The sequence below is a fragment of the Leptolyngbya iicbica LK genome, from assembly GCF_004212215.1.
Taxonomy (GTDB): Bacteria; Cyanobacteriota; Cyanobacteriia; order Phormidesmidales; family Phormidesmidaceae; genus Halomicronema; species Halomicronema iicbica.
In genome coordinates this window covers 273,702-295,236 of the sequence record NZ_QVFV01000005.1, presented here as the reverse complement: position 1 = coordinate 295,236, position 21,535 = coordinate 273,702, and the positions used below count along the sequence as shown (strand labels likewise).

18 protein-coding genes are annotated in these 21,535 nt (G+C 54.0%); 8 read left to right on the top strand and 10 right to left on the bottom strand.

Features of this window, described 5'->3' with window-relative positions; genetic code table 11:
• Positions 1 to 66 precede the first annotated feature (66 nt).
• From gloA to DYY88_RS18460, 3 genes are all read right to left on the bottom strand, one after another.
• A complete protein-coding gene (gloA, locus tag DYY88_RS18470; protein ID WP_039728899.1) occupies positions 67 to 501 on the bottom strand; it encodes a lactoylglutathione lyase in 435 nt (144 codons plus the stop codon).
• Between the two features lie 232 nt (positions 502 to 733).
• Positions 734 to 1,471 carry a DUF3153 domain-containing protein gene (locus DYY88_RS18465; RefSeq protein ID WP_039728901.1) on the bottom strand — a complete coding sequence of 246 codons (738 nt, stop codon included), beginning with the start codon at positions 1,469 to 1,471 and terminating at the stop codon, positions 734 to 736.
• A gap of 121 nt (positions 1,472 to 1,592) precedes the next feature.
• Positions 1,593 to 2,003 carry a sll1863 family stress response protein gene (locus DYY88_RS18460; RefSeq protein WP_236146389.1) on the bottom strand — a complete coding sequence of 137 codons (411 nt, stop codon included), beginning with the start codon at positions 2,001 to 2,003 and terminating at the stop codon, positions 1,593 to 1,595.
• A 336-nt stretch (positions 2,004 to 2,339) separates the two neighbouring features.
• On the opposite strand from DYY88_RS18460, the gene DYY88_RS18455 reads away from it, so the two are divergent.
• Positions 2,340 to 2,540, top strand: coding sequence for a hypothetical protein (locus tag DYY88_RS18455; RefSeq protein ID WP_039728903.1), 201 nt, complete (start codon positions 2,340 to 2,342; stop codon positions 2,538 to 2,540).
• Positions 2,541 to 2,706: 166 nt separating this feature from the next.
• On the opposite strand, the gene DYY88_RS18450 is transcribed toward DYY88_RS18455, so the two are convergent.
• Positions 2,707 to 3,135 (bottom strand): DUF2267 domain-containing protein, encoded by a 429-nt coding sequence (locus DYY88_RS18450; protein WP_039728905.1) that lies wholly within the window; start codon positions 3,133 to 3,135, stop codon positions 2,707 to 2,709.
• Between the two features lie 360 nt (positions 3,136 to 3,495).
• On the opposite strand from DYY88_RS18450, the gene DYY88_RS18445 reads away from it, so the two are divergent.
• From DYY88_RS18445 to DYY88_RS18430, 4 genes are all read left to right on the top strand, one after another.
• Positions 3,496 to 7,191 (top strand): CAAX amino protease, encoded by a 3,696-nt coding sequence (locus DYY88_RS18445; protein WP_039728906.1) that lies wholly within the window; start codon positions 3,496 to 3,498, stop codon positions 7,189 to 7,191.
• A 93-nt stretch (positions 7,192 to 7,284) separates the two neighbouring features.
• The gene (locus DYY88_RS18440) at positions 7,285 to 7,896 is read left to right on the top strand and encodes a GIY-YIG nuclease family protein (protein ID WP_072041361.1); all 612 of its coding nucleotides are present in this window, start codon (positions 7,285 to 7,287) and stop codon (positions 7,894 to 7,896) included.
• An 89-nt stretch (positions 7,897 to 7,985) separates the two neighbouring features.
• Entirely contained in the window at positions 7,986 to 8,549 is a 564-nt protein-coding gene (locus DYY88_RS18435; protein ID WP_039728907.1) for a cysteine hydrolase family protein, read from the top strand.
• Positions 8,550 to 8,951: 402 nt separating this feature from the next.
• Entirely contained in the window at positions 8,952 to 10,136 is a 1,185-nt protein-coding gene (locus DYY88_RS18430; RefSeq protein ID WP_039728908.1) for an S-layer homology domain-containing protein, read from the top strand.
• Positions 10,137 to 10,271: 135 nt separating this feature from the next.
• On the opposite strand, the gene DYY88_RS18425 is transcribed toward DYY88_RS18430, so the two are convergent.
• Positions 10,272 to 11,150: a retropepsin-like aspartic protease family protein gene (locus tag DYY88_RS18425; RefSeq protein WP_084607164.1), complete on the bottom strand. Its 879-nt coding sequence runs from the start codon at positions 11,148 to 11,150 to the stop codon at positions 10,272 to 10,274.
• A gap of 105 nt (positions 11,151 to 11,255) precedes the next feature.
• Here DYY88_RS18425 and carA point away from each other — a divergent pair, with 105 nt between their 5' ends.
• A complete protein-coding gene (gene carA, locus DYY88_RS18420) occupies positions 11,256 to 12,407 on the top strand; it encodes a glutamine-hydrolyzing carbamoyl-phosphate synthase small subunit (protein ID WP_044151398.1) in 1,152 nt (383 codons plus the stop codon).
• Positions 12,408 to 12,554: 147 nt separating this feature from the next.
• Here the strand turns inward: carA and DYY88_RS18415 are convergent, their stop codons facing one another.
• The 3 genes from DYY88_RS18415 to phoU form a co-directional block, all read right to left on the bottom strand.
• Positions 12,555 to 13,190 carry a flavin prenyltransferase UbiX gene (locus DYY88_RS18415; RefSeq protein WP_039730418.1) on the bottom strand — a complete coding sequence of 212 codons (636 nt, stop codon included), beginning with the start codon at positions 13,188 to 13,190 and terminating at the stop codon, positions 12,555 to 12,557.
• Between the two features lie 118 nt (positions 13,191 to 13,308).
• Complete coding sequence (locus tag DYY88_RS18410) at positions 13,309 to 15,669, bottom strand: ribonuclease R family protein (protein ID WP_039728911.1); 2,361 nt, start codon at positions 15,667 to 15,669, stop codon at positions 13,309 to 13,311.
• Between the two features lie 550 nt (positions 15,670 to 16,219).
• On the bottom strand, positions 16,220 to 16,897 hold the full coding sequence (phoU, locus tag DYY88_RS18405; protein WP_044151726.1) for a phosphate signaling complex protein PhoU: 678 nt from the start codon (positions 16,895 to 16,897) through the stop codon (positions 16,220 to 16,222).
• A gap of 347 nt (positions 16,898 to 17,244) precedes the next feature.
• Between phoU and psaM the strand changes: the two genes are divergently transcribed.
• Complete coding sequence (gene psaM, locus DYY88_RS18400; protein WP_072041362.1) at positions 17,245 to 17,334, top strand: photosystem I reaction center subunit XII; 90 nt, start codon at positions 17,245 to 17,247, stop codon at positions 17,332 to 17,334.
• Between the two features lie 255 nt (positions 17,335 to 17,589).
• On the opposite strand, the gene DYY88_RS18395 is transcribed toward psaM, so the two are convergent.
• Positions 17,590 to 19,191: a calcium-binding protein gene (locus tag DYY88_RS18395; protein WP_039728912.1), complete on the bottom strand. Its 1,602-nt coding sequence runs from the start codon at positions 19,189 to 19,191 to the stop codon at positions 17,590 to 17,592.
• A 496-nt stretch (positions 19,192 to 19,687) separates the two neighbouring features.
• Between DYY88_RS18395 and DYY88_RS18390 the strand changes: the two genes are divergently transcribed.
• Complete coding sequence (locus DYY88_RS18390) at positions 19,688 to 20,773, top strand: ribonuclease Z (RefSeq protein ID WP_367889308.1); 1,086 nt, start codon at positions 19,688 to 19,690, stop codon at positions 20,771 to 20,773.
• Here the strand turns inward: DYY88_RS18390 and DYY88_RS18385 are convergent.
• A complete protein-coding gene (locus DYY88_RS18385; protein ID WP_052288640.1) occupies positions 20,736 to 21,359 on the bottom strand; it encodes a hypothetical protein in 624 nt (207 codons plus the stop codon). The two genes, DYY88_RS18390 and DYY88_RS18385, sit on opposite strands and share 38 nt — an antisense overlap.
• Between the last annotated feature and the right edge of the window lie 176 nt (positions 21,360 to 21,535).

The window sequence follows — 21,535 nt, the reverse complement described above, 5'->3', positions numbered from 1 at the left end:
GAGCAACAGGCTGGCTACCCGAAATCCCGACAATTGCCCCAATCACCCTGCTACCCAGCCACACTGCTACCCCACTGCTTGGGCTGCGGGTTGAGCTTCTTTTTGCGCGGCACCCTGAGTACCCAGTTGAATCAATTCAATTTTGTAGCCATCAGGGTCTTGCACAAACGCGATCACGGTGGAACCGTGCTTCATCGGGCCAGGTTCGCGCACCACGTTGCCGCCTTGAGCTTTGATAGCGTCGCAGGTGCCGTAAATGTCATCGACGCCGAGGGCGATGTGGCCGTACCCGTCGCCCAGGTCATATTTGTCGGTGCCCCAGTTATAGGTCAATTCGATCACGGTGTGGTCAGATTCGTCGCCGTAGCCGACAAAGGCCAGGGTGAATTCACCGCCGGGATAGTCTTTTTTCCGCAGGAGCTTCATGCCTAAAATGTCGCAGTAAAACTTGAGCGATTCGTCGAGATTGCCAACGCGGAGCATCGTATGCAGCATTCTCATAGGTTCACCTCTCTATATTTCAACGGCTGTTTAAAAGTATAGGGAGATGGCTGGGGGAGTGGCAGGGTAGTTGGGTGTGAGGGTGGCAGAGTCTTCCTGGCTGTCTATTTTTTGGCAAGCAGTCCCTTGATTGAAATGACAGCCAATCAGGGGACGGGTCCCTCGACTGACCTGAACCACATCGGTGAGTCCGACAGGGACCCGTCCCCTTGCCCCACCGGAAACCGTTCCCTTAGCCAAGGCGGAGCCAGTATTTGAGGCCGTAGCCAATGAGCACGAAGAGCGCGATCGCGGCCGCGCCGATGCCAATGTAACTAGGTACCCAAAAGTCGGCGGTGAGGGTGTTGACTTGGCCGGGAACTAGCGCCCACTGTTCGGCAGCGGTCAGCTCGCCAGTCGGGAGCCGCACCCAAGGGGCCGTCAACATCACGTTGCCGATGAGTAATTGCTGTTGCTGCAATAGCGGCAGCCGCGTCGCCGTCAGGTCAGGCACGCTGGTGAGGTCAAATTGAATATCCACATGGTTGAAAATCACCCCAAACCAGTTGTTTTGTCGCAACGCCAAGTGCGCAGTGATGGCTTCGCCACTAGGCAAGTTGAATAATCCGCTGGTAATCGTTTCGGGGTTGAAGAAGTCGTTGAATTTTTGCTCTAGCTCGGCACCATTGTTGAAGGGAATGGTGATGGTGAGGGTTTGTTCATCCACAAATCGAATTGTGCCATCAACGGCGGCGGTGCGATCGCGCAATTCAGTCAATCGCTGCGACCAGTCAGGATTGGTGAGCACCTCAGCCCCGCGCCAGTGGAGTTGCTGCACCAATTGGCCGTGGGTTTGACTGTCAAACTGAATATTGAGGTCGTATTGCAGACATCCTGTCAGCAGCAACAGGCAGCCAAATATGGCTAGCCGCCCAAGGAGTTTGAAGCCGCGCATCATCAATCTATCCAGCCCCGCAATGGTCACAGGCATTATCGGCGATGCGGGCTAGCAACACAACAAAGGCTCAGCTTGGGATAACGTGTCAAGCACGTCCCGCAAACTGAGCCTTGAGCAAAACTGGCGCGAAGCTATGTTTGCCGAAGATGAGATACTACTTGTTGAAGTGCTGAGCCGCTGTTTCAAAGGATTTTGCCAGCTCGTTCCAAGCGGTTTCAAATCCGGTTTGTAGGTCTTGCCAGGCAGCTTCACCGGCATTGTTCATTTCTTCCCACTTTGCGAGCAAAGCATCGCGGCGGCTGGTGAGCTCTTCTACTGTGCTGTGATAGTTGATCTCAGCATCAGCCTTAGCTTGATCGGCCTTAGCTTTGAACTCTTCGATGCGAGCATTCAGCTTATCGAGCTCAGCATTCACCTTTGCCTCATAGGCATCGCGCTGATCAGCACTCGGCAATTTAGGAAGTTGTTCAGGGGTTTGAGTAGCCATAGATATGCTTGCTCCGTTACTGTAATTGCGAATCTTTTTACTGGTTGACTCACCTAATGCAAGCAAGTCGTCATTCAAACAAAAGATTTACTACCTTTATTGTCAAATAAATAGCTATTCTGGACGTCCACTAATCGGTGGAAATCAGCTGACTGCACCATCTGTCCTCAGATGGATTTAGGCCATTATCTAAAATTTACAAGTCAAGATTTGTGGTCAGGCAGCCTCTTGCTCCCATACAAAACTTATCAAATCCGCTGGGATTGCCCTGGTCAAATTAGCTGGTAAATTCACAGATCTATATCCCTCTAAACCAACTTAGAAATTCAACCCTGCTCTGGAATGAGGATGCCGATACGTCATGAATTTGAGTCACCGGATAAAATGTTGACGGAGGCATTTTGAGGATGGCAAATGCAGCAATCATCTTCGCATTTCAGCCCTGAAGAGTTGCGTCAATGGCAGTTTGGGCTACGGCAGGCGGATGATAATAACGTGTTTTGTCATTGCCGCAAGTGCGATCGCGAGTGGGTGGCATCGGCCCATGCGGTGAAGTGCAGTTGTGGTAGCACCGATGTGGAGACGATTTCTTGCTGGCAATTTCCGGATGGTTAATTCTGCTGAAAATGAAAAGCGATCGCTCCCTTTTCTCTAAGGAATGAAGATTAAATAGTATCCAAGTTTTCCTGGAACAGCCGAGACGGCTGTCCACACTTACTTAAATTCCTATGCCTCAACAGAGTAACGCGATCGCCTCAGCCATTCAATTCAACGGGGGAGTCTAAATCTGCTCCCACATCACCCGTAGGCCATCGGGCAAAGTTTTGCCAATGGCCGCAGCCTGCTCCTCCGAAATAGATTCTCGCGCGGTTGAAAAGACCGCAATCACCACCGCTTCAGGGGTGACATTTTTGGGGACTCCCCCTTCTTGCTTGATGCGCCGGAGAAACAATTCCGAATCAATTTCTAACGGCGGACGAAACCGACTTAAAAACGACACGATGGGGTTATCGTCCCGCCAAATTTCGGCCATGTCGGCATCTTTAAAGGCCGCTTCAGTCGCTTGGTCGGTGTCGGTGGTCATCAAGTCGCGCATCGTCCGAAAGACCACCGTGGTGAGATCCTTGGCGTCATAAATATCGGGCAGGCTGGCTCGCTGCATGACTTTTTCGTAAAAGGCCCGCTGGTTTGCACTAAAACTTTCGGCCATGACGCTTAAAACCTCCGTTTACTCACAGACGATTAGATCAGCCTCTAGGGCTTGTGGCGATGCTATCACGTCGTTACCTGCAGGTTGCCTAACTTTTGTAATTGCCGCTACGGAATTGGGTAAAGCCCCGAAATGGTGCGATTTCGTCGGTGGAATGCTGGCGGCCTACCGTCCCCCTATCCGATCCCGTTGAGGCCCAAGGTCAGAGCTGACCAATCTTCCTGATACGACTTATCAAAAAAAGCGCTAAGGCGAATCGGTTTTTCACCGCAACACGCTATTTTTGCTTTATCGGATTCCAGCGTATGGGGCAACTAGGGGCGAATATGGCGATCGCCAGCGTTGCCAAAGGACTCGTCTATGATCGATCGCTTTTGGTATGTCATCGGCTATGTGTTTGCCCTCAATAGCGAAGCCTTTCGGATAGCTGCGTCATTACCGCAGGGCGTGCAGTTAGCCTTGCTCATCGTCTTGTTTGCCGGGTTATCGCGCAGCATTGGTCAGTGCGCCATTCTCTTTTTTAACCAGGTCAAGCCGCTGCGATTTTTCCTCAGTTTGCTGATCAGTGCGGTGTTATTTGTGGGCGGTTTTTTGGCGCTGGTCGGCTCCACCTGGTTGATCACGCTGCTGCCCTGGTCGGTGTCGTTGTCCTTTAGCACGTTGGTGATTGTGCTGGGGGCGGCTTATGCGCCCTTGCTGTTCAGCTTTTTAGGAGCCTTACCCTACGCCGGGCAACCCATTCTCAACCTGCTCTCAGTTTGGAACCTGTTGGCGATGGTCGTGGGATTTGGCGCCGTCACGGGGTTAAATCTGCCCGAATCGTTTGGCTACGTTGGCTTTGGCTGGGTGCTGCTGCAAATTATTGAGCAAACGATTGGCCGTCCCATCGCCGCCTGGGCACGCTGGCTAGCGGATACGGTGGCGGGGGTTGATCTGAAAACGGATCGTGACGAGCTGATGGAGCATTTTCGCGATCGCGTGGACAGCTCGACCAATGAACTCAAAACCGAAGTCACATCGCGTCTCAACACCGTCAAACAAGAACTGCAAGCGGCGGTACCCGTATCTCTAAGTGATTCAGCGGCGTCAGTATTGCCCAAGCCAGCCGGACTGGGCGAAGTTGTCACGACGGCCACAGCGCAACCCACCGTGACCAAAGGGGCCGAACGCAGCCATCGACAACTCTTGCGCACCATCCTCGGGGTGGCGCTGATGTTGATTCTGACCCTGGTGGTTTTGGCGCTCTTAAAACCGATTCGGGTCTGGTGGTTTGGCTGGTTTGGGCAACTGCCGACCCTGCTCCGATTTGTGCTGCAACTCACGTGGATTGGCGTAGTCGCCGTAATTGTGGCGGGACTATTGGCCCCGTTAGAAACCCTCGGCTGGTGGGCGGGTTGGTTTGACGACGAGGTCAATACCACTGAGAATACGGGAGATTTGGCGCGACCTATAGCAGATGCCCAGCAGATTCAGCGCTATGTGGTCTATTTAGACGGCATTGGCATTTCCAGTTTTGAATATTTACCCGATGTCGAAACCTTTTTAGATGCGTTAGCCCCGCAACTACCTGAGGATGTGGCGCTGGTGCGCGGCATCATGCCCTATTCGGTGATGAATCGGCCGCTGGATGAAGATCGCACCTTATCCTTTTTTTGGCGCTATGCGGACAAGTTGCGGTTCGCCAACCCCGCCAGCATCCTCGGCCTAATTGTGAATATCCGCAATATCTTGATTGTCGGAGTCTCCGCCGATAAGCGCTACGGCCCGTTGTATAACCAGGGCATCGCGCAAATTGTCTTCAGCGGTCTGCTGAAAAATGGCTATCAACTGGGCAGCGGCACTCCGGTCACCTTTATCGGCTATAGCGGCGGCGGCCAAATGTCTTGCGCCAGTGCGCCCTTTCTCAAGCGGGCGATCGCCGCTCCCATTGACGTCATTTCCCTCGGTGGTGTGATGAGTGCCAACAACAATTTTTTAAAGCTGGAGCATTGCCATCACCTCAAGGGCGACAAAGACGTGGTGGAACCGCTAGGAGCCATCATGTTTCCCGGTCGGTGGCAGGTCTTTTGGCTCTCGTTTTGGAATCGGGCCAAACGGCTGGGCAAGGTTACGCTGATTTCCATGGGGCCTGTGGGGCATAACGTCCCTGGCGGCATTCTCGACCCCAAGGTGATGCTGGCCGATGGCCGCAGCTCACTCCAGCAAACAATTGACACCATCAACACCATCCTGAAAGGCGAATTGGCGAGTGAGCAGGCGATCGCCCCGGCCAAACCGAGCAACTACACCCTGTATATGGAATCGCCCTTGTGTCAGCTTGGCTACTTTCCCCTTGCCCAGTCCCTCGATCCAGCATTATTCCAACCGATTGGCCCGTGGCTAGGGCGCTTAATTTTGCCGAAAAAAGAGGCGCGATCGCAGGTCAAAGGCACCCTCATCGAACTGCACCATGCGCCGCCGGAATATGCCCATTTAGTGGGTCAAACCTTGCCCCTACGATGGGATGTGGCCCAGCCCGACGTGCAGGACTTTGTCAAAGCCGTCACGCGGGATGTGAACTTTAGCGCCGATGCGGAATACAACAGCAAATTTGGCGGCCTGGTGTTGCCTGATCGCATCAATCGCTGGCGACAGGTCGATCCGCTAGAATCCCTCGCGGCGGGCCATCCGATCGACGATATTACCGTCATGCTGGCAGCGATCGCCGTGCGCCCTGACTCCGCCGGGCAGATAGCTCTCTACACACCCGAGCAACCCGTCGAAGTCAGCGGTCGCTATTACGCCCTGGTGCAGTTCATCGCGCCCGTGGGCGCCGACCATTATCGAGTGCGCCATTTTAACCGGGCCACGCGCCGCTTTGATGGCCCTGAAACCGTGATGAGCAACCCCGCTGTGCTGATCGCCAAAGACTACGGCAGTTACCCTTCCACCACCCGCCAAATCGAACGATCGCCCTGCAATGAACAGGGGTGGTACGTCTACGGCACGCAGGATGCAGCGGGGCAATTTGTCGTGCAGGCGTGGATGCCACGAGCCCTCATGCGCTTGCAACCCGATCGCGTCATCTTCGGCAGCAAAGCCACCTATCGACACATTCGGCAAGAAACGTGGGCTCACGTCGCGGCGAAAAAAGGGCAGATTTCCTCCGTGTTGGGCACCCCGCGAGACAACGGCTCCTCGGCGGCTATCCAGTCAGCGATTGACGATTGGCGAGAGGGCGATCGCGCCCTGGTGCTGCATACCTATGGCGGCATCGGCGGCGCGAAAAAAGAACCCGCCGCCGCCACCCCGATTTTCTTTGGTCACTTTGCCTTTGGCGTCGCTGAGGTCATCCGCGACCCATTGGCCGATGAACTGCGGTTCGATATTCGCTATTACCAGGTCTACACCCAAAACACTGACGGGCTCGTGGCAGGCACCCTGCACTGGTCGCGCTACCTGGGCCATCGCCAACTGGGCTGGCTGGGCAATCGCCCCACCTGTGACATCGTCCTCAAGCTGTCCTGCTTTACCGAAGGTTACGGCGTGGCCGATGAAGTGCGATCGCCCCTACAACGCATGGAGAGGTTTTTAGTTTCCATGACGGCCCGCTATCGCATCGGTGACGGTACGGGGGCCACCTACGTTGGCCCCGCCAATAACTGTTCCCAAGATTCCAACCAAGCTCTGTTTGCCGCCATTCAGCAGATTGTGGAAGTCATGGGCGACAACGAAGCCCAACGACGTCGTTGGGAGCAAAGCCACCCTGAGCAGGCGGCGCGATTCGAAGAACTCCGGCGCTTTGGGCATGACCTGAAACAAGCGTTGCAACCCTTGGGCAAACCCCGCGCCGACTGGGAAACCAACGCCTATAACCTGGGCAGCACGATTGAAGACAAACCCTTGCAGAACCTGATGACGGGCATCACCAGTTGGCGCACCCTGCTCCCCCGCAAAGCCAGCGACACCGTGGCCCGCAAATTTCTTGCCTATGGTGCCGCCGCCTGGATTTTGCGCACCAACCAAGTCGGCGGCGATGACCCCGACATCGAACCGATCGCCCCGATGACCCTCTAAGGTTTTAGTCAGTGCTAAAAAATTGGTCCAAGCTTGAAAGCGATTCCTCCTTTCCGGCTAAATAGAAGGGAACTTAATACGTTAACCGTCAAAATGTGCTCTCCCGGCATTCTGTACTTTCTGACAAACCCGTCCATGCCTGGTTTAGTAAAGATTGGCTATACAACCGGTAAGCTAGGGGTTCGATTGCAGCAACTTTCATCAACTGGTGTCCCTAGTCCTTTTGAAGTGGTCGCAACATTCTACGTGAAGGATTCAAAGCGCTGTGAGGCGGCAGTTCATGCAAAGCTACATTCCTACCGTGATAATCCAAAGCGAGAGTTCTTTTCCGCTGGTGTAGATGTTCTACTTCGAGAAGCCATTGAGGAAATCATCCCGTTTCTTGATGGTAATTTTCCTCATTCATCTACGGCAGTTCAATCTGAAGAATTTTCACCAGATGAAAATGATATCTACTTCATGTTCTATTTGTTACACGACTGCTATCAACAAGGCACGTCTTATTCCAGCAAAGAGTTGGCTGAACATCACCGAGACTACACACCGATCACTCTTGATTTGAAGTTAATGACCTTGGAGACACATGGTTTTGTCAAGCGTGTTAATCGACCTTGCGATGGCATCGGCAGGTGGATACTTTTGCCTAAAGGCGTCAAGTTTATGATTGAAAACGATCATCATGATCAATCGCTCCTAGATACATAGAGCGTCCAAATCTAACAACTCGCATTTAGAAGCATTTCTGCTGTGCAACTTTGCCCCAGCTAAACTCAGGCATTATTCGGTAAATTCTTATGACTATTGAGAATGCGGCATTACTGATTGTTGACGTCCAACAAGGTCTCAAAGAGCCAAAATGGGGACCGCGCAATAACCCAGAAGCGGAGGAGAACATTGGCCGATTGCTGGCGTATTGGCGGAACACCCAGCGTCCGGTAATCCACATTCAGCATTGCTCGACCGAGCCAGACTCACCCCTCCGCCCCGATCGCCCCGGCAACGCTTTTCAGGATGTGGTCGCACCGCAAGCGAGTGAGCCAATTTTTCAGAAAACGGTGAATAGCGCGTTTATTGGGACGGATTTAGAGACGTATCTGCGGGAACGAGCAATCAACACGCTAGTAGTAGTTGGCCTGACGACCAATCACTGCGTGTCGACCACAGTGCGCATGGCCGGAAATCTGGGCTTCACGACCTTTGTGGTGGCTGATGCCACCGCCACCTTTGACCGAGTTGGCCCCGATGGCACTCTATATAAAGCGGCACAGGTCCACGCCATCTCGCTCGCGAGCTTGCATGACGAATTTGCGACGGTTGTCACCACTGAAACCTTGCTCACAGCAGCCCCAGTGACATAGCTCTTTGGGCATGATTCCACTCAACCGTGGCTGAATGCATCGCACACCATTTTGGACCATTTTGGAGGAGAGGCCCCGACCAAAGCAGGGCGATCGCTTGCAAGCATCTCTGAAAAAGAACGCCTCATTTGTAAAGTGTCATTCGCGCAGCGGAATACACCGTAGCCCATGTTGAAAGGATTACCACGGGCAAAGAAGGTGATCATTTTGCCCCCCATTGGCACGAGGAGGTTGCAAAAAGCGAACTTACGATTTCGATTCAACTTGTCCGGCAATCAATCTTTGTGCCCCCCATCTCGGTAGGAAAATCGACTTTTTACCGCGAATGGGGTGAAGGAATGCGCTATTGGCAGTAGGATGGCCCTATAAAATTCCTGTTGTAAAAGCCTCAGTCATAGTGTCATGGTAAATCTGCCCCCCCCTGAGTCGAATGATCAGCAGCCTGCGGGCCAGTCGCGGGACAATGACGAAGCGATCGCCATCGCGATCGCCCTGCTGTCGGTAGGGGCCATACTCTGGTGGGGATGGACTCGCGGCGAAAGTATTTTTGCGCCCGACATCAGTTTGCCTGGGCTGGCAGACAGCCCTAGCCTAGTCGAAGATGAATCGCTCACTACGGTGCCAGGCGACGCCACGGTGGCCGACGATGCAGACAATCCACCGACTGAAGAGACCGCCAACCGTCGCGGCTTCTTCGGCGGTCTCTTCTTTTTTGGCAATGGTGAAGCCACTGGCTCAGATAACGCTGCGCGGCTTGCAGAGCCCGACGTCGATGAGACCGTTGAAGATGAGGCCACTGACGCCAATCCAGACCGCAACAATCCGCTTTCCAGCGGGGCGGCAGTACCGACAACCGGCACTGGCACCAGCGCCGCAACTCCGGGGCAAGCGTCAGCCAATATTAACGCTACTGGACAGTCAGCAGAATCTGCAACCGACGGCACGACAGCGGCACCCTCAGACGCCGCATCCTCAGCGACTACGGATGCTGAACCCGCGCCGTTGCCTGAGTTGAGCATTTCAGATGTGTCTGAAGATTATTGGGCCTATCCTTATATCGTCAGTTTGTTTGAAGCGGGGTTATTGCCCGATTTCCCGAGTGGTACGCTGCAACCTGACAAGCCGCTCACCAGAGCCGAATTGGCAGCGTTGCTCAATAAGTCGATTGTGGCTGACGTGCCGCCGAAGCGATCGCTCAACTTCTCGGATGTCCCCCCCGACTACTGGGCGGCTAACGACATCAAGCAAGTGGTCGAGGCAGGCTACATGTCGGGCTTTCCAGAAGGCATTTTCCAACCTAACGCGATCGTGCCCCGCTACCAGGTATACATCACCATGGCGACGGGTTTAGACCTTGCGCCACCAGCCGATGTCGACGGCACGATTAATCAATATCAAGGCACTGAGTCTTTACCGACCTGGGCCAGAGCCCAGGTGGCCGCCGCCGCAAGTCAGGGCATGGTGGTTAATCACCCAGATCCCCAGCAGTTAGCCCCTCAGGCACCCGCGACTCGGGCTGACCTGATTGCCACCATTCACCAGGCGCTGGTTGCTCAGGGGCGTATCGCTCCTATCGATAATCCTTAAGGCGGCTGGGTCAGGATTGCTGTTGCCGCCTATCTCACAGTGCGACGGAGGGCGATCGCTCTTCCAACATATACGCTTGGTGGCTGAACGCTCTTGGCAGCTTACCCCTCCGAGTCTGACCGCTGGTTTCCGATTCTACTCATAAAGATTGATTTGGCTGCCGCCAATCGAGAGCCCATATTCGCCGTAGATGTCTTGCCCTAGCAGGCCGACATCTCCCCCAATGGCGACCCAGACGTTTTCCACAACCAAATCACCGACCTGAAGGCGACCTACATAGCCGACGGGAATTTGGACTTGGCGACCATCGGCCACCGTCACCAGGGCTTCACCCGTCACCACGACACCAATCTCATTTGCCATCGCTTGGGTGATCAGCGTGCCCGAGGCCCCGGTATCAAACAGCATGGTGAATTCTTGGGTGCTGCGATTGCCCTGCAAAGTCACAGGCACCACGGGCGTACCGCCCATATTATCCACAATGGGAATGGTTGCCACCAGGCCATTTGGGCGATCAGGAGTTGTGGGTTGGGCCAGGGTTGAGGGTTGGCCAGCGGCGCGCTGTTCGGCCAAGGCTAGATTCTGACCATATTCTTTGACTTTTTGTTGGGCAGTAGCACGATTCGGGTCGTCAGTCGGCACCTGCTGCATATACAAAACGGCCTGCTGCCAACGACTCGCGGCAAGCTGCCAATCATCGGGCGATTGGGCCGACTGACCGATCGCCACCGCACTCTCAGCCCGGGTCACCGCCTCCCGAAAATAATTTCGCCCCGGAGTGCTGGGGGTTGCCTCCGCTTCAGTAGCAGCAGTAGGGGCATCTGTTACCGTCTCAACCTCTGATGATGAGTCACTGGCATCAGCCGTTTCCGAGGATGAGTCCACTGCTGAGGTTTCTTGGGGAGTGGTTTCGGGATTGGTTGGCGTAATCGTGATCTGGAAGGGCAGCAAAGAGCACCCCGACACCAGCCAGCAACTGCCGACACCAACCAGCCAATGGAGCGAACGCTTCATAATTCTCTCCTCAAAGAAACCTACAGAATCATGCAACGGACTTCGCCGAGTCCGCTATTCTTAAGAGTGCCCTCACGCTAGCGCACGGTTACACCTACCGGCCTCATGCCTATGTTTTCAGAAAACTATGCCCCTGCTTTGCTCGTTCTGGCCGATGGTTCCAGTTTTCGCGGTTGGAGTTTTGGGGCACCGGGCACAGTCATGGGGGAGGTGGTCTTCAACACGGGCATGACGGGCTATCAAGAAGTGCTGACTGACCCCAGCTATTGTGGTCAGATTGTGACGTTTACCTATCCCGAGTTGGGCAACACCGGGGTCAACCCAGACGATGAGGAATCGACTCGCCCACATATTCGTGGCGCGATCGCCCGCAACATTTGCGATATTCCTAGCAATTGGCGTTCCACTCAGTCGCTGCCCGATTATCTCAAACAGCATCAGATTCCCGGCATTTTTGGCATTGATACGCGATCGCTAACGCGCGTTCTGCGGCAAGCCGGGGCAATGAATGGAGTTATTTCCACTGAAGTGTTGGAAGTTGACGAACTGCTACGACAGTTACAAGCCGCTCCCAGTATGGTCGGCTTGAACCTGGTGCAAGAAGTCACGACGTCCGAACCTTACGAATGGAACGAACCCACGGACACCCTGTGGGAGTGCTATCCCGAAGCGGATGCCGCAGAGCCCACTTTGACCGTTGTGGCGCTCGATTTTGGCATTAAGCGCAATATTCTGCGGCGGTTAACGCGGTATGGCTGTCGCGTCATTGTGGTGCCTGCCGATACGTCACCGGAGCAAATCCTGAGCTACAAACCCGACGGTATTTTCCTGTCTAATGGGCCGGGCGACCCTGCCGCTGTGGAAGAAGCGCCCAAAACCGTGCAGGCGTTGCTCGATCAGCAATTACCGACCTTTGGCATCTGCATGGGGCACCAGATTTTAGGGCGATCGCTGGGCGGCGAAACCTTTAAGCTCAAGTTTGGTCATCGTGGGCTCAATCATCCCTGTGGCTTGTCTCAGCAGGTCGAAATCACCAGCCAAAACCACGGTTTTGCCATCAGCGCCGATTCCATCCAAAACGCTGACGTAGAAATCAGCCATCTCAACCTGAACGATCGCACCGTGGCGGGTATACGCCATAAGACGCTGCCCTTGTTCTCAGTGCAATATCACCCCGAAGCCAGCCCTGGCCCCCACGATGCTGATTACCTCTTCCGCGATTTCGTCGCGTTGATGCGTCAGAATGCAGGCCAATAGCAGTCCTTCTTTAGGAAAGTGCAGAAAAATCGTAGGGGTTTGGCACTGCCAAACCCCTACAACAGCCTTCATTTTGGTCTTGGGGAGATGATTTAAGCGCCAAACCTTGATCTCGCAACGGAAGATAGGCCATTAACCTCACCTCGTCTACTCGTGGTGGTGGCCTGCCCAACGCTGCAACGGCACACAGTCGATATCGAACTGATCGAGCGCGCGAGCAACCACAAAATCCACTAAGTCCAAAACCGTCTGGGGTTGGTGATACCAAGCGGGAATCGCCGGAACAATGCGGGCTCCAGCTTCCGCCAGCGTCACGAGATTCCGCAGGTGGATCAGACTCAACGGCGTCTCGCGCGGCACTAGCACCAAGGGCTTACCCTCCTTAAGTTGCACATCGGCGGCCCGCTCCAACAGGTCAGAACTGAGGCCCGCCGCCAGTTTGCCAACGGTGCTCATGCTGCAAGGCATGATGAGCATTCCTCGGGTTTTGAAAGAGCCACTGGCGATATTGGCCCCCACATCGCTCCAGGGATGACAGCGCAATTTACCTTGGGTGGGTGGGAGGCCCGCCTGCTCGCGCCAAAAGTCGGCTTGGGCCACGACATCTCCCGGCATTTGGATATCTTGCTCAGCTTTCCAAACCTGATAAGTAGCTTTTGAGGCCACTAGCTCTACAGGAATGTCGGCTGTGAGCAAGTATTTCACGGCTCTCACCGCATAAATAAGGCCAGATGCGCCAGTGACGCCTAAGGTAATGGGCAGCGATCGCCCTGCGGGTTTCATCACAAAATTAATCAGTTCGACGGGCAATCGTTAGCCAGCACTGGAATCGTTCATTACAGAAGGTTCTTCGCACTGCTGCTTAATTCTAACGAGTTGCCCATACCGAGGCACGATCGCCTTATTCAGACTCGTCGTGACCCCGATCATCGTTCATGTCGTCATCGTTGAGGTCATCTTCGCTGGCTTCGCTGCCGCCGCCAACCACCACCAGGTCAATTTGCTGACGATAGTAATCGACACTCTTTACCTGAACTTCGACGCGATCGCCCAGGCGGAACTGGCGACGATTTTTGCGACCGACCAGCTTTTGTTGGCGCGATCGATATTCGTACCAGTCATCTTTCAGCGAGCTAACATGCACCAGCCCTTCCACCAGCAGCTCTTCAATCTCCACAAAGAAGCCATAGGACTGCACCCCCGTGATCAAGCCGTGGAAGACGGAACCCGTGTGATCCCGCATGAATTCAGCTTTTTTTAGCCCTTCCAGATCGGTTTCGGCATCTTGAGCCAGTTGCTCGCGTTCGCTCAGGGGGCCGACGATGCGCTTGATGTAGTCTTCCAGTTCATTGTTGATGTCCGGCGGCAACACGTTCCAGTTAATCTTGCCGTGGCAGCTACTGTGACGCAGATTGACGCGATCTTTTGACCGGGTAGAGCGGCGATCGCGACCATCCGAGAAGATCGCATGCAGCACCCGATGAATCACCAAATCGGGATAGCGCCGAGTTGGCGACGAGAAATGGGCGTAGCCATCCGTCAGCGCCAGCCCAAAATGCAAATCGGGATGGATACCGTAAAACGCAGGCTTAAAGGTGGACAGCAGCAAATAGGTCAAGATCTTTTCCGACGGTGAGGCGGCGAACTGTTGGGTAAACCGCTGATAATCCATCGGATAGATGGTTTCCTCTTCCGCCAGTTCGAGATTGATGTCCATGTTTTCGGCCAACTTAGTCAGCTCTTGCACATCAGAAATGGTGGGAGTGCGATGCAATCGGTAAATGGCGGGCACGGCAAGCGCCTTGAGATGAGACGCCACCAGCTGGTTCGCCAGCAAAATGAACTCAGTCACCACCATCCGGGCCGTGAGTGATGAAGCGACGACAATCACCCCCAATAAGCCTTCATCGTCATACTGAAAACGCCGCGAGGCGTAGGAGGCCAGCGGTTCTTTGGCGTCATCGGGAAATTCGTGCTCGGGCAGATTGAGCTCAAAAGAGCCCCGGGCCATCCGTTGCTGCCGCACTGCCCGGCTGACCTCATAGAGGTGATCGACGACTTCAAAAATCGGCTCTAACTTCTTGAGATCTTTAGACTCAATCTCTAGTTTTTCCAATTCTTCAGGATTCTCGCGGGAGAGAATCGCCTGAGCCTGTTTGTAATCCAACGCATGGTCAACGGCGATGACGCTGGGTTGCAATTCAAACTCCAGCACTTCGCCCTCGGCATTCAGCGTCGCCAACAGGGAAATTGCCAGTCGGTCTTTGCCAGGGTTCAGCGAACAGAGCGACGTGGCTAAGGGTGGCGGCACCAGTGGAATCATCTCGTTGCCCAGATAGACGGCCATGCCGCGCTTCAAGGCTTCTCGATCAATGGGTGAATGGAGCGGCACGTAATGGGCTACGTCGGCGATATGGACGCCCAACTGCCAGTTGCCGTCCTCGGTTTTAGCGATCGTCAGAGCGTCGTCGATGACTTGCGCTTGGGAGCTGTGAATAGTCACAGTCAGCTGATCGCGCAAATCAAGGCGACCTTTGAGGTCGGCCTTGCGCACGCGAGTCGGCAATCCTTTCGCTTCTTCGAAGGCATTGTCAGGGAAGGTGCGCGGCAGGTCGTATTTGCAGTAAACGATGTCGATGTCAGAGGCGGCTTCGGCATCACTGCCGAGGATTTGGGCAATCCGACCATGAGGGGGTTCTTGGGCGAGGGGATACCGCACCACTTCGATATGGGCGAGTTGATCGACGGCTTGTTGCAACTTTTCAGCTTCGTCGTCAAGGCTCAGCTCAAACAGCAGGCGATCGTCCAAAGGGACGGCTTGATAACTTTCGTTCTCTTGTTTGACGCGGGCCAGGACAGAGGCATTGGCTCGTTCGAGGATGACTTTGACTTCCCCTTCGGGACTGCGGCGACGGCTGCCGTCTTTGGTGACTCGGACGAGGACGCGATCGCCATTCCAAGCGGTGTTGAGCTGACTTTCGCGAATGTAAATATCATCGGCGGCTTCATCGTCTTGAATCGCAAAGCAAAAGCCCTTGCTAGAGCAGCGCAGCTTGCCTTCAACGACACCATCTTCCGTGGCGCGTTGATATTTGCCTTTCTCTTTCGCCAATACCCCAATCCGTTCCAGGGCATCTAGAGCAATCTGCAGTTCCCGCACACTATCGTCAGAGTCGCAGTGCAGCTTCTTTTGAATGTTTTTGAGGGTGTGGGTTTTACCATCGGTAAAGTTGGCCAGCAACGAGGCGATCGAGAAATTCATGAAGCGGGTAATCCTTATCCGGTGCAATTTTGCTGACACGCACGAGGCAAGCTGAGAGTCTTCGGGTTCCAAAAAATTAGCGAAAACTCTAGCCCTTCGAGGATCACCACCGCCTGACTCAATAACTGGTCAAAGCGTTGGCTCACCCGATGCTGTGCCGTGGCGTTGAGGCTTTCAGTATCGTCACCCAACTACTTGCAAACAGCCCCATCTCCCAGGGAAACGCCCAGATGTCTCACGTTTCGAACCCTAACCGAACATCACAGGAGCCTAGAAACGGTGTGTTTGTGTCGCAGCAGGCAGATTAAAAAATAACAGCTCAAAACGACAGAGCCGCCAGCCCTAAGCCGTTATAACTATACCCTAATCTGCCAAAACGGGCGCGTTTAGCCCATTTTTCATGGTTTGTAACAGACTCGGTGGGCTAATACCGATGTGGGCATAACCGATGAAGGCGGGTCAAAATACTCCAGGAGCAATGGGCTAAACGCGCTACGTCCATCTTAGAGATGGGAGCCTACTTCTTGCTGAAGTTCCCTCAGATCAGGGGTTACCGTCGCTCGCCGGTCACCACATAGGCAATGCGTCGTCCCACATTTGTCGCGTGATCGGCGATGCGTTCTAAATAACGGATGACGAGAACCAGCAAGACAATCACTTCGACATTGGTGAGCGTCGGCTCGTGATGGATCAGCGTGTCATATAAATAGTCGTAGTCTTCATCGACTGCATCGTCTTTGACTTTGATATCCAACCCGACATCGGCATTGAGATCAGACACGGCTAACAAGCTCAGCGCCACCATCGAACGGCAGCGATCGAGCATGACTTGGATTCTGGCTAAACTGGGATGTGCTGGATAAGGAAAGAGTTTGATTGCGACTTCGCCAATGTCTTTGGCATAGTCGCCGATGCGTTCTAAGTCGCGAATTAATTGCATAAAGGCGCTGACGTGGCGCAAGTCTTGCATGCCTTGGGGCGGGTGGGTCAGCAGTTCAATGCAGTCAACTTCAATCTGACGGTAAAACTGGTCGATCTGCTTGTCGTGGATTTTGAGCTGCTGGGCAGCTTCCAGGTTGCGATCGCACAGGGCTGAGCGAGCCAGCAAACAGGATTGCTCGACTAATGCCCCCATTCGCAGAACATCACGCTGGATCCGTCGCAGTTGATGACCAAAAGGCGGCGAAGATGAATTTTCAGAGCGCAAAAAAGAGTTGGAATGGGTCACTACAATCAAATCGGCAAATCATTCAAGGTGGGCAGCGAGGACTCCAAAGCGCGGAATTAACAACTCATGCGAGCCCTGAAGGGCTAGACCTGGCAATTGTCTTCGTTAGTGGGAAACCAGACCGCACGTCATACAACTCAAGCAGCTAACCGCGCAAAAGGTCTAGACCTATGCATACACATGATGACCTATCAAGGTTAAGAAACCAACAAGCTGTATTTATTTGTTTTAGGTAACGCTGTGTAACAGTTGCGCGCTAAAAGACTGGCAATTGCGGGATCTTGGTCAAAAATTAGTTCAGTCTCGCTGTGTGAGACGGATCGACGTTATTAGAAGGACTCATAGCAATGACGGATACTCAAGTTTTTGTCGCGTTAGCGATCGCTCTGGTACCTGGATTCTTGGCTTTGCGCCTAGCTACTGAACTTTACAAATAAATCGTCAAAGTCATCGACGCTCTCTTGTCTAGAGAATACCGATGACAGATGCCGCAGTGACGTTGGTCGCTGCGGCATTTTTTGTCCCCACGGTCGTACCCGTGAGGGGTTGGGAGTAGAGCTGTGTGAACGGGTGCGCCGATCCAATCGCAGATTTGAGGAATCAGGGCTAAATCAAGGCCAATTCTGGTCAGATGGGTATGACGTGGCCGCGAATAGCCGAGACAGCTGTTCCAACTGACTAGCGCCCCATTCTTAAGAGAGGGCGCTAATTTCTAGATTGGCTAAATCGCCTGAGAAGCCAGTGATTTCAACCACGGCATCGCTGGCCGATTGGAAGCCCGCGATCGCATCATTCAGCGCCAAAAAGGTGCGTTGCTCAAAGGTGAATGTAGCGGCCCCCAAAGGCGTAAACAGGTCAGCTGATAAAACAGCCGCGATCGCCGCTTCTTCTAACGCTGTCACGGCCCCTAATTGTGGCAGGTCAGCCGCGGCCACAGCATGGGTTGCAAAAATTGAATCGCCCATCGTCAACTCATCATGCGGTTCAACAGCGCTGCTACCCAGCAGACTATCGCTTTCATCTGTTGAATGCAGCTCAGAGGTGTCGTCCTCCTCACCATTGCCAGCCTCAGCAAGCGCTGCGGACACTGCCTCTGTACCTGTGGTTGGAGTGCCAAGGCCCTCATCACCTAAGGCAGCTGGGGGCAGTTCCGGCGATGAAGGAACAGCGGGCAGGACGCCTTCTTCCGGCTGGGTTAGGGCGCTAGGAGGGTTCACTGTCGGCAACCCTTCTGCATCTTCTGAAACAGGCGGCACTACGGCCACAACTACCGACGGATCGTTCTCTTCCGATGCTGTTGTTGGAGCAGAGATAGGGGGATCGTCATGAGGGAGGTCGGCGGGGCGATCGCTGACAACCTCAGCGGCGTCAAGGTCCAGATCCGCGTCGGCAGTCTCGATCTCCTCGGTCGCCACATTCTCATCGTCTAGCTGATCGATTGACGAATCGCTGTTGTCCGACGAGGGGAGTGGACCAGGGATGGGTGAATCTTCGTCGGGAAGGTCATCGCTGACAACTTCGGCGATATCAACGTCATCGCTGACCACCTCGGCGGCATCAACGTCCAAAGCAGCGCCAGCAGCCTCGATTGTCTCTCCCGCGTCTGTCGCCTCAGCCACATCGTCATCAGTCGTGACGGTTTCGAGCGTTGCTGTAGTGACAACCGAGCTAGCGCTAGCGGCAATAGTCAAGTCTGTAATGACATCAAAGCTAGCCAGCAAAGAATCCGCAAGCTGTGTGAACTGAAAACCATCTTGCCCCTCACCGCCAGTCAAAACATCGGCCCCCAGTCCACCGATTAAAAGATCGTCCTCCTGCCCCCCGTTTAAGGTATCGTTGCCGCTGCCCCCGACGAGGGTGTCATTGCCCCCGTGGCCGCTGAGCACCACGTCAAAACTCACCCGCATCGCATTGACCATATCGGCAAAGGCCGAACCGATAAATTCCTCAATGCTGGCATGGGCAAAATTATCAGCACTAAAGCTAATACCCTCGACGGCATTAGTCGCATCTACCACGTCATAGCCAGCCCCGCCGCTAATTTCGGGCATCCCAAATGGGTCAAACGGTAATGGCCGAGAGTCTGGGGGTGGCCCCAGCAAATTGGAGTCGGATAGCTTGAATATATCGTTGCCATTGCCGCCAAATAGCTTATCGTTGCCACCGCCATCATGCAGAATGTCGTCGCCATCACCCCCAAAGACAATGTCGTCGCCGTCTCCAGCAAAGATTTCGTCGGCTGCCGCTGTACCGATCAGGTACTCGCCTAAATGAGTGCCGTAAATAATGTTCATCGCATCAATTGAATCTTCAGGTCACACACTTTGGCGCACAAACGGATTGTTTATTCGCCGTCAGGAACTCAGTGAATTTATCTAAACCAGCAGCCGAGAACAGCGACCGGGCATCTTTCTCGTTCATCACTCTTACAACTATTTGCCAACTGTGAAGCTGTCATGTGGCTGCCGGGCCAATGATCTTTACAAGCTTTACAAGTCACCATCAGCACAGATAACAAACTTGTTATGTTGCGTAATTGTTTGATGAAGTGAACTGTAATGACTGTTATTAAAATAGCCAAGCGCCATAGGTTTAACACACAGTCCGGGCTGGCTTCATCGGGCTTTCAAGTTTGGTATAAACGGCTTCACGCTAACTTTATATGCCGCTGACGCGACTCCGTATGAACACCAGATCAGTAATGTAATAAATCCATGTGGCTTACGGAGTTCCTATAAGGCGAGTCACTTTTGGCGGATGACAGCGATATTGTGTTGAGCGAAAGCCCCCATGCCCGCAATGTCAGACCTGCGATCGCTGGCAGCAAGAGCACTCGCGATCGCCAGTCCATCGTCTGGCAGTCATCCGTTCAACACCCATGTCAAGATAGACCTGTGCAGTGGCATTAGGAGAGTGGGTTTGGAGATTACTTTTTTGGGGACGAGTTCGGGGGTGCCAACGCGATCGCGCAATGTGTCGAGTGTGGCGCTGCGACTCCCCCAACGCGGCGAAATTTGGCTCTTTGACTGCGGTGAGGGCACACAGCATCAGTTTTTGCGCAGCGATTTTAAAGCCAGCCAGATTCGGCGCATTTTCATCACCCACATGCACGGCGACCATATTTTTGGCCTGATGGGGCTGTTAGCCAGTTGCGGCTTAGCGGGGAATCCACAACAAAAAGTCGATATTTATGGCCCCCCCAAGCTCAACGATTATTTGCAGGCTTGCCGTCGCTATTCGCAGACGCATTTTTCCTTTCCCATCAAGGTTCACACTGTGCAGCCGGGCTTGGTTTACGAAGATGATGAGTTCAAGGTCAGTTGTGCGTTGCTCGAGCACCGGGTGCCCGCTCACGGCTACCGGGTGGATGAAAAGGATCGACCCGGTCGATTTGATGTGAAACGAGCCCGGGCGTTGGGTATCCCGCCAGGGCCAATTTACGGCAAGTTAAAGAATGGTGAAGTGGTGACGTTGCCCGATGGTCGTCGCATCAACGGCAAAGACTTGTGTGGGCCGACGCTGACCGGCCGCAGCCTAGCCTATTGCACCGATACGGTATTTTGCGATCGCGCGGTGGAGTTGGCCCAAGGGGTCGATGTGCTAATCCATGAGGCAACGTTTGCCCATCAAGATGCTGAAATGGCTTACCAGCGATTACATTCCACCTCGACTATGGCAGCCCAGACGGCCCTGTTAGCGCAGGCCAAGCAGCTCATCATGACGCACTTTAGCCCTCGCTATGCGCCGGGTAATGCGATTCAGCTAGCGGATTTGCTGGCAGAGGCTCAAGCCATCTTTCCGAATACGGTGATGGCTCGCGATTTCGATACTCACACCATTAACCGTCCAGAGCAGACGGCTCTGATGGCTTCTTGACGGGCTCCTGAGCGGTGGGGGCAGCATGGATGTCGGACATTGGGTCGCGATCATCCGTAGCCCTGTTACTCAGCTGATTGACGACCCGTCGGAGGGTTGGGCTGTGGGCGAAAGCGACTTGTAAGCGATCGCGATCGTGGGTCAAAGAGTCGCTGGCTGTATCCATTTCCTCGTCAGTCGGTTGGTCGAGGCGATGGCGCAGCTGCCCTAAATGAGTTTGCGAACAGACTGCCGTGCGCGGCGAGGGCATGGTTTCATTGGGCCAAGAGGGCAAGTCGGCGCAGGGACAAGGGGAAATTTTAATGCCCCGGACAGGCATAGGCAGCGGCATCGTGCAGCGAGCACAGCCCTCGATATCCCACTCATCCGTTAAGAGGGCCGCAATACTCTCATCGGTACCTTTGAGAAAACTTTGTTTCGGATTTTCCATAATCTGCCGCCAGCAGTTTAAGAAGGGCAGACTTAACTTGCCTCCTTGAAACACGGGAGTCGGCAAACATTGGGTGTTGTGGTGTTGCAAAACAATCGGCTTACCCAATTGAAACCAGTAAGCCAAATAAGCTTGAACTTTTTGTACAGAAGCCATAAATACCTTGCAACCTTGCCGTATAAGGGGCTGCGATTTGCGTCGTTACCCTGATCCTAGTCGCTGCTTGCAGAAACCGTAGGTATCTTAAGGGTTTGCAAATTGTCTGGACTTTGGACAATCGGTGTGCATGAGAACCAGGAAAGTGGTAGAGGATATCAATCGTCTTGCCTCTA